Origin of the sequence: Leptospira alstonii serovar Sichuan str. 79601 (genome assembly GCF_000347175.1) — a bacterium.
Taxonomy (GTDB): domain Bacteria; phylum Spirochaetota; class Leptospiria; order Leptospirales; family Leptospiraceae; genus Leptospira; species Leptospira alstonii.
Genome location: NZ_ANIK01000015.1, coordinates 24,897 through 41,336, shown reverse-complemented (window position 1 = coordinate 41,336; position 16,440 = coordinate 24,897). Strand labels below are relative to the sequence as shown.

At 44.4% G+C, this 16,440-nt stretch carries 13 protein-coding genes and 1 pseudogene; 6 read left to right on the top strand and 8 right to left on the bottom strand.

Features of this window, described 5'->3' with window-relative positions:
* Positions 1–78: 78 nt before the first annotated feature.
* The 3 genes and pseudogenes from LEP1GSC194_RS03535 to LEP1GSC194_RS03525 all read right to left on the bottom strand — a co-directional run bounded on the left by LEP1GSC194_RS03535 (position 79) and on the right by LEP1GSC194_RS03525 (position 2,541).
* The gene (locus LEP1GSC194_RS03535; protein WP_020772307.1) at positions 79–615 is read right to left on the bottom strand and encodes a DUF1564 domain-containing protein; all 537 of its coding nucleotides are present in this window, start codon (positions 613–615) and stop codon (positions 79–81) included.
* 191 nt (positions 616–806) lie between these two features.
* Positions 807–1,708, bottom strand: a pseudogene (locus LEP1GSC194_RS03530) (alcohol dehydrogenase catalytic domain-containing protein).
* 50 nt (positions 1,709–1,758) lie between these two features.
* Positions 1,759–2,541, bottom strand: a complete 783-nt coding sequence (locus LEP1GSC194_RS03525; protein WP_020772314.1) for a crotonase/enoyl-CoA hydratase family protein — start codon at positions 2,539–2,541, stop codon at positions 1,759–1,761.
* Positions 2,542–2,662: 121 nt separating this feature from the next.
* On the opposite strand from LEP1GSC194_RS03525, the gene LEP1GSC194_RS03520 reads away from it, so the two are divergent.
* Positions 2,663–3,280 (top strand): TetR/AcrR family transcriptional regulator, encoded by a 618-nt coding sequence (locus tag LEP1GSC194_RS03520; RefSeq protein WP_017809061.1) that lies wholly within the window; start codon positions 2,663–2,665, stop codon positions 3,278–3,280.
* Between the two features lie 482 nt (positions 3,281–3,762).
* Here LEP1GSC194_RS03520 and LEP1GSC194_RS03515 read toward each other — a convergent pair whose 3' ends face one another.
* Together LEP1GSC194_RS03515 and lsa23 are read right to left on the bottom strand one after the other, a co-directional pair.
* A complete protein-coding gene (locus LEP1GSC194_RS03515; protein ID WP_020772315.1) occupies positions 3,763–4,941 on the bottom strand; it encodes a MaoC family dehydratase in 1,179 nt (392 codons plus the stop codon).
* Between the two features lie 64 nt (positions 4,942–5,005).
* A complete protein-coding gene (gene lsa23, locus LEP1GSC194_RS03510) occupies positions 5,006–5,617 on the bottom strand; it encodes a surface adhesion protein Lsa23 (protein ID WP_017809059.1) in 612 nt (203 codons plus the stop codon).
* Positions 5,618–5,765: 148 nt separating this feature from the next.
* On the opposite strand from lsa23, the gene LEP1GSC194_RS03505 reads away from it, so the two are divergent.
* Positions 5,766–7,721: a M3 family metallopeptidase gene (locus LEP1GSC194_RS03505; protein ID WP_020772310.1), complete on the top strand. Its 1,956-nt coding sequence runs from the start codon at positions 5,766–5,768 to the stop codon at positions 7,719–7,721.
* 11 nt (positions 7,722–7,732) lie between these two features.
* Here the strand turns inward: LEP1GSC194_RS03505 and LEP1GSC194_RS03500 are convergent, their stop codons facing one another.
* A complete protein-coding gene (locus LEP1GSC194_RS03500) occupies positions 7,733–7,969 on the bottom strand; it encodes a hypothetical protein (protein WP_017809055.1) in 237 nt (78 codons plus the stop codon).
* A 75-nt stretch (positions 7,970–8,044) separates the two neighbouring features.
* On the bottom strand, positions 8,045–8,710 hold the full coding sequence (locus LEP1GSC194_RS03495; RefSeq protein ID WP_036041274.1) for a glutathione S-transferase family protein: 666 nt from the start codon (positions 8,708–8,710) through the stop codon (positions 8,045–8,047).
* 386 nt (positions 8,711–9,096) lie between these two features.
* Between LEP1GSC194_RS03495 and LEP1GSC194_RS03485 the strand changes: the two genes are divergently transcribed.
* Genes LEP1GSC194_RS03485 through LEP1GSC194_RS03475 form a run of 3 tightly spaced genes read left to right on the top strand, consistent with a single transcriptional unit; the run spans position 9,097 to position 13,257 of the window.
* Entirely contained in the window at positions 9,097–9,882 is a 786-nt protein-coding gene (locus LEP1GSC194_RS03485) for an SDR family NAD(P)-dependent oxidoreductase (RefSeq protein ID WP_020772329.1), read from the top strand.
* Between the two features lie 6 nt (positions 9,883–9,888).
* Positions 9,889–11,088 (top strand): sterol desaturase family protein, encoded by a 1,200-nt coding sequence (locus tag LEP1GSC194_RS03480; protein ID WP_020772313.1) that lies wholly within the window; start codon positions 9,889–9,891, stop codon positions 11,086–11,088.
* Between the two features lie 24 nt (positions 11,089–11,112).
* On the top strand, positions 11,113–13,257 hold the full coding sequence (locus LEP1GSC194_RS03475) for a 7TM diverse intracellular signaling domain-containing protein (protein WP_020772322.1): 2,145 nt from the start codon (positions 11,113–11,115) through the stop codon (positions 13,255–13,257).
* A gap of 13 nt (positions 13,258–13,270) precedes the next feature.
* On the opposite strand, the gene LEP1GSC194_RS03470 is transcribed toward LEP1GSC194_RS03475, so the two are convergent.
* Complete coding sequence (locus LEP1GSC194_RS03470) at positions 13,271–14,143, bottom strand: LIC_11366 family protein (RefSeq protein ID WP_020772326.1); 873 nt, start codon at positions 14,141–14,143, stop codon at positions 13,271–13,273.
* Positions 14,144–14,207: 64 nt separating this feature from the next.
* On the opposite strand from LEP1GSC194_RS03470, the gene asd reads away from it, so the two are divergent.
* Positions 14,208–16,439, top strand: coding sequence for an archaetidylserine decarboxylase (gene asd, locus LEP1GSC194_RS03465; protein ID WP_017809481.1), 2,232 nt, complete (start codon positions 14,208–14,210; stop codon positions 16,437–16,439).
* The last annotated feature ends 1 nt before the right edge of the window (position 16,440 follow it).

The following is a 16,440-nucleotide window of genomic DNA, read 5'->3' as shown; positions in this document are numbered from 1 at the left end:
TTGCAGTATTTCCACCTCGATCGCTCACGCGTTTTGAGGACCCGGATTTTTGTCGTTTAACGCGAGTGAGACGGTTTTTTAGAGGTCGGGTTTTGGTAAGAAATACAAATGTTCGCTCGTGATCGGGTTGGGTTCGAAGAATAGGGCCCTGGAAATTTGATTTTTTCGTAGATTTAAGGTCCAAGTCATCTTGTAGGTCCCGTGAAATTGAGGAACTCCCCGGTTCATCGTATTCACGATAGAATCCCCGACTCCGACGTCTTCCAACCAAAGAAGATAATTAAAAAGAAAACATCTGGAAACCCCGTGCGCGGCTGCCAAAGCACCCAAAACCGCCCAAACCCCCGAATTCACATGAATCGTCATCTTCTTCAACTCGCCCACGCCCCAGTTGTATTTGATCTTCCCGGCCCTCCAATGAAGGCGATCCAAGGAAGCGACATACTTCGTATATCTCTTCAGTAAAAAGGGAAGTTTTTTGGAAAGGGCCTTCTTCTGAAGCGCATCCAGCCGGTTCCAATAACTCATCGGAATCAAAAGGGAATCGGTGCCAACCGTTCCTTCATTCAAAGAGGATTGAATTTTTTTCTCGCAAGAAAGTAAAAGAAGGTCCATACCCGAAGCGGTTCCGCAACTCGGTATAACGGACGGGATTTACGAAAAAAAGTGAGAGAAGAATATTCGCCCGAAAGGCGAAATTTTTTTGTCGTTCCGATTTGTTGATCTCGCTTCAATCGCTTTCGCATCGGTTAAACCGAAGTCGCGTTAAAATAACGAAACACGAGGCGGCGAATCGATTTCAAAGTTTAAACGTCCATCTTTACGACCAATTTGATCGCGGGTTCGAACCAGGCGTCTTTCGCGTCTTCGAAGGAGCAGGTTCTGGTTACGATTTTCTCCGGTTCAATTTTTTTCTCGGCGATCTTATTTAAAATCAAAGGAATATGTTCTCTCGAATCGACCCGGCCGATTTTCAAGGTCGCGCCGGTATTATACAATTCTAAATAAGGAATTTCTAATTTATTCGTCCAGAATATGGAAGCGGTGCCGTAGATTCCTTCCGTACAAAGGGATTTTAAAGAAAAATCCATTCCTTCTTTGAGACCGTGACAGTCCGCGATCAAAGGAAATTTTTTATTCCAGGCCTTAGGGAGAGTCGTATAGGAAACGGCTGTCGCTCCCAGATTCTCCGCGATTTTCAGTCTTTCCGGATCGTTATCCAGATACAAAACTTCGGACGCGCCCATTCCGACCGCGAGAGAAGCGGAATAAAGACCGATACTCGAAGCCAACCCGCCCAGGATCATCACGGGAGAATCCGGATTTTTTCGGATAAGGCTCCGCCGAATTCTTTTGCGGAAGGCCCCATACCGTAGTGACCGTAAGGAACAGTCGTGCAGGCCTTGGAATGACCTTCCCTACAATCGGGACAGAGACCGCAGGAAATTTGAAAGGGAATGATTACCTTGGAACCTTTCGGAAATTTGTTTGCGATTTCGGGACTCGTTTCTTCGATCACTCCGACGAACTCGTGGCCGATCGGAAATCCGGGACGAAAAGGAGTGTGACCTTTTATGATGGCGAGATCCAGGTCGCAACGGGAAACGGCAATCGGTTTAACGATTGCCTGATTTTCGCCTTCGATGGACGGTTCAGGGACGTTTTCCCATTCTAAAACATTCCTTTTCTTGAATACGATTCGTTTCATAGCTCACCTTAGTTTGTAATTTAGAAAAGCAGAATCGATTTATAGAATATTCATTTTCCTTTAAATACCGCCTGTCTTTTTTCCACAAAGGAAGCGAGTCCTTCTTTCGCGTCTTCCGTATCCATCAGAGTCAAAATTTGCGGAAATAAGTCTTCCGCCGCTTGGAATTCTCCAATCCTAATGGAATCTAAGGCGGACTTTAGAGTCGCGTAAACTCCGAGCGGAGCCTGGGCTGCGATTTTTTCGGCGAACCAGATTCCTCTTTCAATCAGTTCGTTCTTTTCCACGACTTCCTGAACGAGCCCGATACGAAAGGCTTCGTCGGCCTCGAAAGCTTCCCCCGTGAGAATGTATTTCATAGCGTTTCCCCAGCCGCATTGCGCCGGCCAACGCATCGTTCCCCCGCCGAAAGGGAAAATTCCCCTTTGTACTTCCACTTGTCCGAATAACGCGCGTTTGGCGGCGATTCGAATGTCGCTTGCGAGCATAAGTTCGATTCCCAAGGTGATACACATTCCGTGAACGGCAACTACGACCGGTTTGGTTCGAATTCGGCCCGTCGTTCCCCAGGGATTAACGCTTTCCGGAGGAAGGGGAAATCTTCTCTCCTTTCTTAAAAATTCAGCGACGTTCTTAAGATCCAGTCCGAGGGTGAAATGTTTTCCGTTTGCGTAGACGAGACCGACTCTGACTTCTGGATCCGCTTCCATCTGATCGTAGGCCCGGCTCAAAGCGAAGAGCATATCGACGTTGAACGCGTTTCTTTCTTCGGGACGATTGAAAATGATATGTAAAACGTGTCCTTTTTTTTGGGTGAGAATGAGTTCCGACATATGTGACTTCCTTTGTAGACTATTTGGTCTATTCTTGATGGAATTAAAATAGACTATTAAGTCTATCATTTTTTTAGTTATTGTTGAACATTTTTCGGACTTATGGATTCTGATTTTTAGAATGGCTCAAAATTTCGACAAACAAAGTAATCCGTACGATCGCCTGATGACTTCCGCATTGGATCTTTTTTATCAGAGGGGATATTCGGGGACTTCCACAAATCAGTTGATTGCCGATTCCGGAACTCATAAGGCCAGTTTTTATCGTTACTTTCAATCCAAGGAAGAAATCGCTCTGGAATACTTAAAATTGCAAGGGGAGAATTTTGAAAACGGTCTGCAAAGGATGATGGAACGTTCCGCATCTTGGGAAGAATTCATTCATACTTGGAATTCACTTTTGTTAAAACAAGTGAAAAGCGGAAAGTTTATCGGTTGCCCGATCGCTCGTTTTTTAAACAGCGTGGAGGAAAGAAACGAAGAATTCGAACTCGTGGCCGAAAGAATTTTACATAACTGGATTCAAGTTTTTGAATCTTATTTCGAATCCGAAAAGAAAAAAGGGCATCTGGATTCCGCTCTGAATTCTCTCTCCGCAGCCAAAAAAATTCTGAAACTTTTTCAAGGGAGCTCTCAACTTTTTCGGATTACCGGGAAACACGAATACTTTCAAGAACTGAAAACGGAGATGGTGGAAGTTTTGGGCGGGAAGAAAAGTAAGGTCGCACCATCGTCTTGACGATCAGCCTTTCCAATCGGAGTCCTCATTTTTAAAATGTTGTAAAGAATCCCGACGTCGATCTAAGTGTTTGTTCCAAAACCTCAAAGGAAATTTGCAGGAGCGTTCTAGGGATCAGGATATTAGGGATCAGTGAATAGGAGTTAGATGTCAGGTGTTTTTCTGTAATTCGGGAGTTCCTGCTTTTACAACAATGTAAAGTCCTAAAATCATGTTGGCAGAAATCAGGCAGCTTGATGAACAAAATTAGGAGTTAAAAGACCTAAATGCTGGTGAAGCCGAACATTTTTGTGAAACTAAGGCGTTTTGTTTCTATTAGCGTTCGACGGATTTTGGGAAAAGTTCTTATTTGATTCTGAAAACATAAAAGCCCCCGTCTTAGACGGAGGCTTTCGATGAGAGCTGCGCAATCGCCCGAAAGAGATCGCGGTGAAAATTTCGCTCTCGATTTTTATATCCTAAAATTGAAAGCGACCGAAAAATTAACCTTTTTTCTTGATCAGAATTTTTCTTTCGATTTCGAAAATCTTTTCGGCGAGTTTTTCCTTTCCGTGTTTTTTCTTATCGTTCTCTTTTAGAAAAAGGTCCTCTCCGAATTTATCGAAAGCGTCGTTCGCCTTTATGTTTTTCAAACCGATGATTTGGAGATGAACCGCACCCGCAGGAATTCCGAAATCGTTTCCTCGGTCTTCGACTGCCAAAACTCGGGTAATCGCCGTTACAGTGTCCCCGCTGAAGGAAGGTTGGGTGTGATAACCTTCCGTGAATCCGAGATCCCAGATCATGTTTTCGGTGATATCTCTGGACGCCATTCCGCATAACCACGCAAAGACGAGACCGCCGTAGACGACCGGTTCCCCGCCCATCGGACCCGAGATTCCTGCGGAATACAATTTATCGTAGTGAAGCGGGTGTGTGTTTCCGACTCTGTAAGTCCAAGAAAAATGTTCGTCGGTGATCGTTCTTCCGTTTTGATGAATGTAGATCTGGCCCGGTTGAAAGTTCTCGAAGTAAGTATCAGACCAAGTCGAGGATTTGAATTCGGTCGGAAACTTGAGGGAAGGAAGTTCGATTACGGGGTTGTCCGTTTCGGGAAAGAAGGCTTCTTTGACAACCGGCTTCGGAGTTCCTTTCGGTTTTCCGTTGGAACGATAGATCATGATCTTTCTTTCATACTGTAGAACCAATTCTTTCTTTTGGTTCAAACAAATCGTACGGACGCTTACGATTCCGGGTTTGTCCGCGCCTTTATCATCAATTTTTAATATTTTGGTTTTTGCGGAAAGAGTATCTCCCGGATAAACGGGTTTTAAAAATTGAACGTTGTAGTAGCCTAGATTTGCGAGTGCTTTTTCGGAATCGTTTTGAACTCCGAGAGAAAGGGCGATGTTAAAAACTTGAAGCGAGGAAACCAACATATCCTGAAAGCCGTGCGCTTGCGCGTAAGCCGCGGACAAGAAAAGAGGGTTTGCGTCCATAAACACGGTTGCAAATTCCTGAGCAAAGGCTCTGTCGATCGTGATCTCTCTAGGGTGTTCGAAAATTTCCCCTTCCGTAAATTCTTCCAGATATCTTCCGTAAATATTCCGTTTTACCTGATCTTTGGAAACCGCAGTGTTCGGCGCCAACTCCGCAAAAGGTTTGTTTGGAATTTTGGTCATATAAGGCCTCTTGGTGTTTTCGATTTTTTCCAGTCTTGCGAAACTGATCTTTCGGAAAAGTGTTTTATTTTCCGGAATAAAACGCGTCGAGTTCTTCTCTGCTTCCGGTGCGGAGTTCAACCGAATCCAATTTTTTTTTGGAGAGTTCCGGATTCAGATCCTTTTCCGAAAGCATATGATTCCAAGTATTGATAAATAGAACGGGCTTCCGTTCCTCTTTCATCAGTTGTTCCGATTTCAAAACGGAATCGAAATGACGCACCGGATCTTCGGCAAATCTCTGTTCGCCGGAATAAACGTTCTTGAGATGCACCGTCGACAATTCTCCCGTTTCCGAAAAATGCAGACGAATACTTTCAATGTCTTTATGTCTGCCGTATTTAAAACCTCTATAGATTCTATAAACTTCATCCTTCCAAAAGGACGGATGTCGCTCGTCTTGAAAGACGAGACTCAGTTCGATTTTTTTTCCGGAAGGAGTTTCTCTTCGATTGCAATAGATGATTTCCAATCCGTTTCCGTCCTCGATATCCCGGGTCGGCTGGATAAAAAGAGGAAGTTCCTCCCGCGAACATTCCAAATTTTGGGAAAAGACGGGAAGTTCGTTTTTTGCGTGTGAACATCCCGCTAAAAGAAAAATGAAAAATCCGAATCGCAGAAGAGGAGAGGCAAACATAGATTCGTGTTATAAAATATAACCCGACCGAGTCAAACAGGAAACGAAACCGATCGGGCTGGAAGAAATTCGAAACAGTCCGTTCGGTTTTTTAATCTCGTAAAAAGTGGATGAAGTTTCGAAGGGTAAAAGGAAATTGGCGGAAGAAATGCTACCCGAATTCAAAACAGACGATCCCGAAAAGACTAAAAATTCCATCTTGGAAAAGATCAAAACGATTCGGGAGGAACTTCCGATTCTACTTTCCAAAAAGGAAAGAACTTACGAGCACGTTATTCGTCCTTTAAACGATCTTTTTCAAGAGATGCAGGCGGAATTTACGATTCTCGCCCATCTCAATAGCGTAAAAAATTCCAAGGAAATTCAGGCCCTTTATACGGAAGTGCTTCCGGAGATCACCGCTTTTTATTCCGATCTGGGACAAAACGAGGAGTTGAATCTCGTATATCAGGAAATTCTAAAAAACGAAGAAAATACTCTGAGCGTTCCGAGGAAAAAAACGCTTCAAGATTCCATCATACAGTTTAAGTTGAGCGGAATCGGACTTCCTACGGAAATCAAAAAAAGAATTCAAGAGATTCAGATTCGCCTTTCCGATCTGGATAATCGATTCTCCCAAAATCTGCTCGATGCGACAAACTCCTTCGAACTCGTCTTGGATCGTCGCGAAGACGTGGAGGGAATTCCCGAATCCGACTTGAACGCCGCTAGAACGGAGGACGGTAAATTTCGTTTCACCCTTCAAATGCCGAGTTACACGGCTTATATGACTCACGGACCCAATCGCTCCATTCGAGAATCCTTATATAAGGCTTATACTACCAGGGCCCCTCAGAACGGAAAACTGATCCAGGAGATTCTTGCCTTAAGGAGCGAACTCGCAAAACTGCTCGGTTATCCCGATTACGTGGAACTTTCTTTGGCGACTAAGGTGGCCGATTCCGGAAAAACGGTTCTAAAATTCTTAAGAGATCTCGCCGAGCAGGCAAAGCCGATCGCCGAACAAGAATTTGTCGATCTTTCGAACTTCGCAAAAACCCTGGGAATCGATTCTCTTCAGGCCTACGATACGGCCTTTGCGAGCGAGAAGTTGATGAAATCCAGATTCGATTTCGACGAAGAGGAAACCCGTCCTTATTTCGAAAAGGACAGAGTCGTTTCCGGAACATTCCAATTTTTGAATGAACTTTTCGGTTTGGAATTTCGTAAAACTTCCGCTCGGGTCTGGGAAGAAAAGGTTCAGGTCTACGATCTTTATAAAGCGGGAAAACTTCTTTCCCGTTTGTATGTCGATTTGGAAGCGCGCAAGGACAAACAGGGCGGGGCTTGGATGCACAACTGGCATTCCAGAAATCGGATCGGCGGCCGGGAGATTCTTCCGACGGCGTTCGTTGTCTGCAACTTTCCGGTTTCCACGAGCACGTCTCCCTCTCTTTTGAAACACAGGGACGTGATCACTTTTTTTCACGAGATGGGACACGCGTTACATCACCTTTGTACAAAGATAGAAGAACCTCCGGTCAGCGGGATAAACGGAGTCGAGTGGGACGCGGTGGAGTTTCCGTCCCAGTTTTTGGAAAACTTTGCGACTACGGCGCGCGTTTTAAAGATATTCGGAAAACATTATATAACCGGCGAGACGATTCCGGATTCCATGATCGCAAAACTCAATGAGACCAAAAACTTCCTTTCCGCGATGGGAATCGTAAGACAACTCGAGTTTTCCCTGTTCGACATCCTCATTCACGAAAAAAGTTATACGGAAGAGGAAGTTCATTCCATTCTCGGAAAGGTTCGCAAAGAGGTCGCGGTTGTGATTCCACCCGAATACAATCGTTTTCAAAACGGATTTTCGCATATTTTCCCGGGAGGTTACGCGGCGGGATACTACAGTTATAAATGGGCGGAGGTGATGAGCGCGGACGCCTTTTTTGCGTTTGTCGATAAGGATATTTTCGATCCGGAACTCAGCAACGCATACTTTACGGAAATTTTGGAAAGGGGAGGAAGCGAAAACGCGATGATTCTTTTCAAACGATTTTTAGGAAGAGGACCGGAAGTAGGATCGCTTCTGAAACTCTACGGATTCAAAAACGCGGCTTGAAAGTTTGAAGATTAGGAAAGGCTTTTTCTGAAACTTTGTAGCAGGGATTCCTTTCCCGCGAGAAGCACTTCTACCTGATCCTGATCGATGTTATAAACTACGTTGCTTCTAAGTGCGTCTTTGAATTCGTTCTGGTCGATCCGTTTTTGATCGTAATTTTCCTTTAGAAAATTATACCAACCCGCCAAGAGAACTTTGAGATGCGGAAGTTCCCGGATCGGGATCGAAATTACTTTTTCTGGTTCCATAAAGACCAGCAGGCTATTTCCCGTACCGGGAGAGTCAAATCAATTTTAAAAATCAGCGGTAAGAATTTCCGGCGTTCATTGGATTTTTACTTTGGCTCTTGCGAGAATTTTCCTGAGAGTTTGTTTTTCCTTTTCCACGAGCGCAGGGCCTTCTTTGGTTTTCATAAATTCAAGATATTCCTTACAACCTTTTAATAAATCCAACGGGTGATTGTCCGGATAAAAGGGTCGCAGTTCTTCGTCGATCACTGTTAGGTGGGCAAAACCGGAACAATCCGCCATCGTAAAAACGTCCCCGGCGATGTAGGGAGAAAATCGAACCACCCTTTGAAGAGCCCGTATTCCCCTTGTTAAAATCGGGTGAACCTCTTCGATCAGTTCGGGAGAAACTTCTTTTCCTCTTGTGGCGGGAAGAAGAACTTTTCTTGCCGGAATTTCCAGATACGTTTCTATAATCGTCGTGATTTCCCTTACTCTTGCGGCTTCCCAGGGATCGTCGGGGATGAGTTTGGGCGATTGCGGAAAAATCGTATCTAAAAATTCTAAAATAGCTCCGGACTCGAATATGAATTTTCCGTCCAGTTCCAAGACGGGAATTTTTCCCATCGGACTGATTTTTAAAAATTCTTCGTCTTGAGAAGGGGAGATTCGGAGTTGTTCGTATTCCAATCCTTTTTCTAAAATCCCCAGCTTTACTTTGTTTACGAAGTTGCTGACGCTTGCGCCGTGAAGTTTGATCATGGAAAGGAATATTATGGATTGGGTTTTTTTGGAAAAGTTTTTTTTAGGATCGGAGAAGCTATTACCTGGAAAATAGATTCTTAAAAATCGATCTTGCAACCCGGTTGGTAGAGAGCGTTGCATTGAGTTTCCCCAGATTTTGGGTGGTGGGGCGGAAGTGGAAAGGCTCGGGAGGCTTTTCTATATCAGAAAATTATACTTTTTGCAAGTAAAAAGCCGCACTCTTGCCGGAACACTTGAAAAATATGAGTTTTTGATCCTTCCGATTCCAAAATCCTTCTCAACTTGTGGGGTTGTTATCACTGCATCGGAAGAGTTCGGCGGCATAAAAAAGTCTTTCTCTCTTTTTTCCCGCGATTAATTTCGACCGCAAAAGGAAACTGGAAATGACAAAAACGGCAATCATTACGGGCGGTACGGTCGGAATCGGCTACGAGCTCAGTAAACTCATCGCGGCGGACGGTTACGATCTGATCTTAGTCGCAAGGAATGAAAAAACCTTAAAGAAGGTAAAGAAGGAAATCGAATCGTTAAACAAGGTAAAGGTGGACATTCTTTCCGTGGATCTCGCGGACCCGAAGGCCCCCAAAAAGATTTTCGACTTCGCAAAAAAATCCAAAGCGGTGGTGGAAGTTCTCGTGAACAACGCGGGTTTTGGGACGAACGGAAGATTCGATCGAATGGATCTGAAAAAGGAACTTCAGATGATCCAAGTGAACGTAACTTCCTTGGCGGAGTTGACACATCTCTTTTTACAGGGTATGGTGGAACGTAAGAACGGAAAAATTCTGAACGTGGCGTCCATCGCGGCGTTTCAACCCGGACCGAACATGGCCAATTATTATGCGACGAAGGCGTACGTGTTGTCTTTGTCGGAAGCGATCTACGAAGAGGTTTATAAGGACGGAGTGACGATCACCACTCTTTGCCCCGGACCTACAAAAACCGAATTTTTTGAAAGGGCGGAGATCACCAACTCGAAACTTTTGAGTAGTCCCATGGCTCCGATCATGAGCGCAAAAGACGTGGCTGAAATCGGGTATGACGCTCTGAAAAAAGGAAAACCGGTCGTGATCTCGGGCGCTTTGAATAAGATACTGGCTCAGAGTGTGAGGATCACACCTCGATTTATCATTCGTAAAATCGCGAAATTTTTCAATCAAAACGGCTGAACCGAAATGCAGGGATCCATCCTAGATTTAGCGGTGCCTTTTTTTCTGATCTTGATCGGACTTGAGTTTTTATATTCCAAAATCGTCGGAAAAAAAGTATATCGCTGGAACGATACGATCGCCGATTTAAGCACCGGAATCCTGTTCTCCTTGAACGGAATTCTTGTGACGATCGTTTCCCTTTGGATCTATGAGAAGTTTAGAATATACTGTTCTTTGCAAACCTTATTCGGGGTTCCCTCAATTCCTTTGGGATCTCCCGTTTGGTGGGATGATCTCGTGGGAATACGTTGGAACTTCCGGGATCTCGCGGGATGGGTTTTCGTATTTTTGATCGTCGACTTCGTTTATTATTGGTTTCATAGGGCGACCCATGAAATCAATTTTCTCTGGGCCTGTCACGTAACGCATCATTCTAGCGAAGAATTCAATCTTTCCGTTGCTCTGCGACAATCGAGCGTTCAGAGAATTTTCGAGTATATGTTTAATCTTTTGATCGCATTCTGCGGGGTTCCTTGGCAGGCGTTTTTATTGGCTCACGGAGTTTTAAAAATCTACCAATTTTGGGTCCATACGAGGTTGATCGGAAAGCTCGGATTTTTGGAAGAAATTTTAGTCACACCGGCGCATCACCGCGTACACCACGGAAGGGATCCCAAATACATCGATAAGAATCACGGAGGAATTTTGATTTTTTGGGATCGGATGTTCGGGTCCTTTGCAAGAGAGGAAGAGGAACCGATTTACGGACTTACAAAACCGGTGACAACGTTCGATCCGGTTTATACGAACTTTCACGTTTACGAAGAGATTCTTTCTTTGGCGCAAAAAGCGAAAAGTTTCAAGGAGAAAGTTCTCATTTTTTTCAAACCTCCCGGCTGGAGACCCGTGAGTTTGGGGCCGTCCGTTCTTCCGGCGGAAATAGATCGAAGCCGATATACAAAATTCGATCCGGTCGTATCCAAACAAAGGACCGTTTTAGGAGTTCTGGAATTTTTTCTTTGGACCGTTCTTTCCTTACTATTGTTGAAATTTTTTAAATCCGGAAACTTGGCTCTTTGGAAAATTTTACCCGCCGTCGTATACGTCTTTTACGGATTCAGACATACAGGCCTCGTTTTGGACGGAAGTCCCCTAAGAAGATCCCGGATCGGTTTTCTTTTGATCGGAGGAGCGATTCTTTCCTGGATTTTGTTTTTTATCTGAAACGATCCCATTTGAAATCGTGACATGGGAGTCGTGTTTCTGCGAAAAAAAACGATTTATACGTTTGTCTTTTGGATCCACTTCGTTTCCTATCCTTTGACTGCGATCGATCTCGCACAAATCGACGATTCTTCCGTCGGTTTTGGGGATTCTTTCGAATATTACGAGGATACTTCCGGAGTTTTAAGTTTTTCCCAAATCCGAACCTTGGCGGAGGAAGGTAAATTCAATTCTTCGAATATAAGTTCATTAGGATATACGAATTCTGCAGTCTGGATCCGATTGAACGTCGTGAATTCCTCGGATCGGTCGATTCGCTGGGTCATAGAATATCAGTTTCCCAACGCGGATCTCGTGGAATATTACGATTTTAAAAAGGGAGAATCCCCTTTTTATCGAGCGGGGGACGGGATTCCGTTTTCGCTCAGGCCGGTTCAATACCGGAATCCGGCCTTTCCATCCGTAGGACTTCCTAAAACGAACAAGTCCGTTTTTTTAAGAATCAAATCGGATTCGAGGATTCAACTTTCCCTTCGTTACTATTCGGCCGTCGGATTTTACAAAAAAGTGATCTTCGAACAATTCTTGTTCGGTCTATTTTTCGGTTCGATGTTGATACTTGCGTTTTACAATCTTCTTTTGTATGTGTATATAAAGGAAAAAAATAATTTCTACTTTGCCTTGTATATCTTCGGATTTTCCTTTTTTCAGTTCGTATTGGAAGGTTGGGGTTTTCAGATTCTTTGGCCGAATGCCGTAAATTGGACGAATTCGAGTATTCCTTTCTTTCTTTTGATTTCCATTTCCCTCATGTGTTTATTCGTGAACGTTTATCTGGACTTGGAAAAACGTTCCAAGATGTCCTTTCGTATATTCCAATATTCTCAAGCTTTACTTTTGTTTTTCGCCCTCGTTTCCTTGTCTCTTCCGGAAAGATTCGGAATTTGGGCGGGTATATTTTTTACTTTCGGTTGTGCGATTCTCCTTTTTATGGAAGGGATTCGAAGTCTTGTTTGGAACCGGGCCTTTTATTTTCTTTTTGCCTGGGGAGTTTTATTTTCCGGTGTGATTTTGTTTTTATTTTTACAAAGCGGCTGGTTCAAAAATTTCCCCTTGCGGTTTTGGGTGATGGAGATCGCCTCCTTGTTTCACGTGATTTTGATGGGGCTTGGTCTGGCCGATCGTGTGAAGGTTTTGTCCCAAGTTTTATCCGAAAGAATTCAGGAACTAGACATTGCAAAACTCGTAGCGGAACGATCCGAAAAACGTTTTAAAAATCTTTTCGAGGAATCGGAAGAATTTCTTTTTACCATGGATACGGGCGGAAAAATTCGAAACGCGAACAAGTCGCTCGGAAGACTTTTAGGATTCGAGCCGCAAGAAGTGATCGGATGGGATTTTTTGGACTTGATCTTTGTTTCCGGAGACGCTTCTTACTCGAAAATTTTGGCTCGGGAAAAAATCGAAGAACTTTTTAGAACGGGAAAAAGTTCGGAGTTCGCCTCGGAGTTCAGACAGAAATTCGTTTTGGAGCCGAGACAGATTCGGGTTCGCCTTCAGCTCTTGGATCTCGGGGATAAAAAGGGTATTTTAGGAAAAGCTTATGAACTAAACGAGGACATACTCGCAAAATTTATCGTGAACGAATCCATGCATTTCACCTTGAACAACTATCTCCGAAACGCGGATCTTTTGAGCCGCCTTTTGACCGTAAATCTTTCCCGTTTTGTAGGAACGGAAATCGTAATCGCGATTCGAACTTGCATCCGAGAGATCGTCATCAACTCGATCGAACACGGAAATCTTGCGATCGGTTTCGACGAAAAAACCAAGGCTCTAAACGAGGGCCGTTATCTCGAATTCATTCAGGAACGTCAGAAGGAACCGTTTTACAATTCCAGGACCGTGAAGGTTTCGTATTCTTTGAATGCCCGTAGGATCGGATTTTTGATCCAGGACGAGGGGGACGGTTTCGATTCCAAGAAAATTCTAAACTTAGACATCGAGAAGTTGAATGAAACGAGTTTGACGCACGGCCGGGGAATCGTAATGACCCGCCGAGTATTCGACATCGTTAAGTTCAACGAAAAAGGAAACAGAGTCCTTTTGATTAAGTATTTGAAAAAACCTCTCCGTTACAAACGGGAAAAAACTCCTTTCGACGTTTGAACGGAAACGTTATTTAAAACTTTCGGGCGACTCCCAAAAAGAGCGTGGTCGTCAAAACTTGAAATTCCAATTTCCGGGAGAATTGGTTTGTGACTAACATCGCGGTTTGATTCGTGGATTCCGTAAGAAGAGTCACGTTTCCGTTTTCTCTCAGATAAAAACTCGCCGACTCTCCGTTGAAGGTTCCGGATAAGGAAGGAATGTTGATCCAAGAAAGTGCGATCCCCAGTTGAAGACTTACGGACTCTGTGATCCTTCTACTGACGGTTCCCTCCAGACGAAATTCGATTCCGGTTCCCGAAAGAGAACCTTCTTGGCTGAAGGTTTCCTTTCCCGAAGTAGCGTAACCTTTGGAATCCCAATACACCTGAGACATTCCGATTCCGAGGCCGCCTTGAAAGATCCAACGTTTGTAATTCCATTCGTACCAATACGCCAAAAGGAAGTAAGGATTTGAAAGTTTAAACTTCAGATCCGTGTAAAAGGGTTCGGAAGAAAATTGTTTCAACCCGAACGTTTGCCATTCTCTATAACCGCCGATGAATCCCACCCGACTTTCGGAAGAGATATTTCTACGAAGAAAAAATTCTCCCTGAGTAGTACGTTTGGGAGGATCGAGTTCCGTTTTGGAGGCGAACCGCGGATCATACGTGTCCGTAAAACCTCTCAGAAAGGAATTGAGTCTGTCTTCTCCCTTGTAGCCGATTCCGGCTCTGAGTCCGATTTCCCAGTTCTCTTCCTCGCGGCCCGGGATTTCAAGTGCGGGTTTGGAAGAGTGGGCCTTTGTTTTTGGAAACTCGCTTTGCGCCTTTAAAACGGATTTTGGACAAAGGAAAAAAAGTAGGACACAAAATGAGATCCCGAAAATTTTGCTGGTAGTCCGCATAATAACAGGATTTCTAGCAAGGACTTCCATAAAAAGCGGATTTTCTTTCCTATCGGGTAGGGCCATGTTTCAATTTCATTATTTTCAGTTTTTCGATTGGGATTTACTCAAGTTCTTTTTCTACTTCTTGAGTTTTATCGGAATCTTCTTAACGTTCCGACTCCGGTTCCCGCAACTTCGGTTCCTATTTCTCGCCGTAAAAATTTTTTCGGGCAACATGGACTACAAAGGTTCCCGAGGAAGGTTGATTCATTCCCAGGCGTTCTTTTCCGGAACCGCTTCTTCCCTCTTACCGGGTGCGGTGATCGGATCGGCTCTGGCGCTTATGATCGGAGGACCGGGAGTTTTAGTTTGGATTTGGATCGCTTCCTTTTTTATCATGCCTCTTCGATTCGTTTCTTCCACACTCGCGATTCGTTTTAGAACCAAAACCGCATCGGGAAGATATCTTTCCGGTCCGATGTATTTCATCGAAAGCGCTCTTAAGGCGAGATGGCTCGCGGTGAGTTTTGCGATCGCGGGACTTTTGACCGTACTCGTGATGGGTGGGGCGGTCCCGATGTTGTATGTGACTCATATCGCAAACCGAGCCTTCGACGTAACGGGAATGACGGTTCCGTTTTTGTTATCGGTGATTCTCGTATTTATCGTGTTAGGCGGGGTCAGAAGGGTCGGGAAAATTTCGGCGTATTTGGCTCCGATCGGGATTTTATTGTTTTTTTCGGGATATTTCTTTTTGTTCAAAAATTCCCTAATGAATTTCCAGGATTTTCTGCGGATGACGTTTCAGGAAGCGTTTCAGCCGACGACCGCGGTTGCGGGAGGAAGTTTCGTTCTTGCAAGGATTTTCAGTATGGCTTCCGGAATCTTTTTCGTATCCACCGAAACCGGGATCGGCAAAAGCGCGGGTTTGTCCGGAGTCGTAAGAACGGATTATCCCGCCAAACAAGGTCTGGTGAGTATGCTCGCCACTTTTTTCGAAGGTTTTATCGTATCGACTCTTGTGATTTACGCGCTTTCTTCTTACGGCGCCTTTAAGATGGAAGAGCAGCTCGTGTTTTTAAACGCCTTGTTTCAAGGACATACCAATCCGGTGAACCTCGCATTTTTCGGTTCCTTTTTGCTTTTCGGAGTCGTTTCGATCACGGGTTGGTTTTACACGGGAGAACAGAACGCGCTCTACGTGTTCGGAGAAAAATTTGCGAACTTTTTTAGAATTCTTTTCTTGGTTACGATTCTTGCGGCAGCCTATCTTTATGGGAAGGATGGGGATCGGATTCTTTTCGAAGCCTTCGGTCTGGGATATTCTCTCTCAATCATAACCGCGGTTCCTGTGTTGATCTCGCTCGTGTTGCTTGAAAAGATCGCGAGAACCGAGCTGAAACGTTTTTTGACGGAGAGCGGGGCGAGATACGAGGTCTTAAAGGATTTTTATCTTCTGCTACTTTCCATTCTCCCTAAAAACTTATTATCTCGATTGTTCGGACTTCTCGCGTCTTCCCGACTTCCTCGTTTTGTGATGATCCCGATTTTAAAAGCGTTTGCGAGAATGTATAAGATCAACGTGGACGAGGCGGAACTCGAAATCCAGGAATTCAATTCTCTCAATGCGTTTTTCACAAGAGCCTTAAAGGCGGAGGCAAGAATCATCGATTCCGCCGACAACGAGATGGTTTCTCCCGTGGACGCAAGGATTACCGGTTACGGAGATATCAACCAGAGAATCATCATCCAAGCGAAAGGTGTGGATTACAATCTGAAAGAATTGCTGGGCGGAGGCGGTTCGAAATACATAGACGATTTTACGAACGGGAAATACATCACTTTCTATCTATCCCCTCAGGACTATCATAGAATTCATTCTCCCGCGTACGGAAAAATTTTGGGATATTACTACGAGCCCGGAAAATTATTTCCTGTAAACGAGCTCGCGGTTTTCGGGATTCGAGGACTTTTTCCGAAAAACGAAAGATTGATCACGTATCTTCAGACCGAATACGGCAAAGTAGCGGTCATCAAGGTGGGCGCTTCCAACGTAGGGAGAATTCGAGTGACATACGACAATAAGATCGTAACGAACACACTCATCCGCACGGCGAGAACCGTCGAATACAAGGACGTTTCGATCATGATCGATAAGGGAGCCGAGCTCGGACGTTTTGAGATGGGATCGACCGTGATTCTTCTGATGGAAAAAGATACGTTTCAATTCGATTTACTTACCGTGAACGAAAAGATTTTATACGGAACCGCGATCGGAAAATTTAAAGAGAAGAAGTGTAAACTTCCTAAGTGAT

Excerpts from the sequence above, each read along its gene's own strand:
- LEP1GSC194_RS03535 (WP_020772307.1), bottom strand. The coding sequence starts at position 615 with ATGGACCTTCTTTTACTTTCTTGCGAGAAAAAAATTCAATCCTCTTTG.
- LEP1GSC194_RS03525 (WP_020772314.1), bottom strand. The coding sequence starts at position 2,541 with ATGTCGGAACTCATTCTCACCCAAAAAAAAGGACACGTTTTACATATC.
- LEP1GSC194_RS03520 (WP_017809061.1), top strand. The coding sequence starts at position 2,663 with ATGGCTCAAAATTTCGACAAACAAAGTAATCCGTACGATCGCCTGATG.
- LEP1GSC194_RS03515 (WP_020772315.1), bottom strand. The coding sequence starts at position 4,941 with ATGACCAAAATTCCAAACAAACCTTTTGCGGAGTTGGCGCCGAACACT.
- lsa23 (WP_017809059.1), bottom strand. The coding sequence starts at position 5,617 with ATGTTTGCCTCTCCTCTTCTGCGATTCGGATTTTTCATTTTTCTTTTA.
- LEP1GSC194_RS03505 (WP_020772310.1), top strand. The coding sequence starts at position 5,766 with ATGCTACCCGAATTCAAAACAGACGATCCCGAAAAGACTAAAAATTCC.
- LEP1GSC194_RS03500 (WP_017809055.1), bottom strand. The coding sequence starts at position 7,969 with ATGGAACCAGAAAAAGTAATTTCGATCCCGATCCGGGAACTTCCGCAT.
- LEP1GSC194_RS03495 (WP_036041274.1), bottom strand. The coding sequence starts at position 8,710 with ATGATCAAACTTCACGGCGCAAGCGTCAGCAACTTCGTAAACAAAGTA.
- LEP1GSC194_RS03485 (WP_020772329.1), top strand. The coding sequence starts at position 9,097 with ATGACAAAAACGGCAATCATTACGGGCGGTACGGTCGGAATCGGCTAC.
- LEP1GSC194_RS03480 (WP_020772313.1), top strand. The coding sequence starts at position 9,889 with ATGCAGGGATCCATCCTAGATTTAGCGGTGCCTTTTTTTCTGATCTTG.
- LEP1GSC194_RS03475 (WP_020772322.1), top strand. The coding sequence starts at position 11,113 with ATGGGAGTCGTGTTTCTGCGAAAAAAAACGATTTATACGTTTGTCTTT.
- LEP1GSC194_RS03470 (WP_020772326.1), bottom strand. The coding sequence starts at position 14,143 with ATGCGGACTACCAGCAAAATTTTCGGGATCTCATTTTGTGTCCTACTT.
- asd (WP_017809481.1), top strand. The coding sequence starts at position 14,208 with ATGTTTCAATTTCATTATTTTCAGTTTTTCGATTGGGATTTACTCAAG.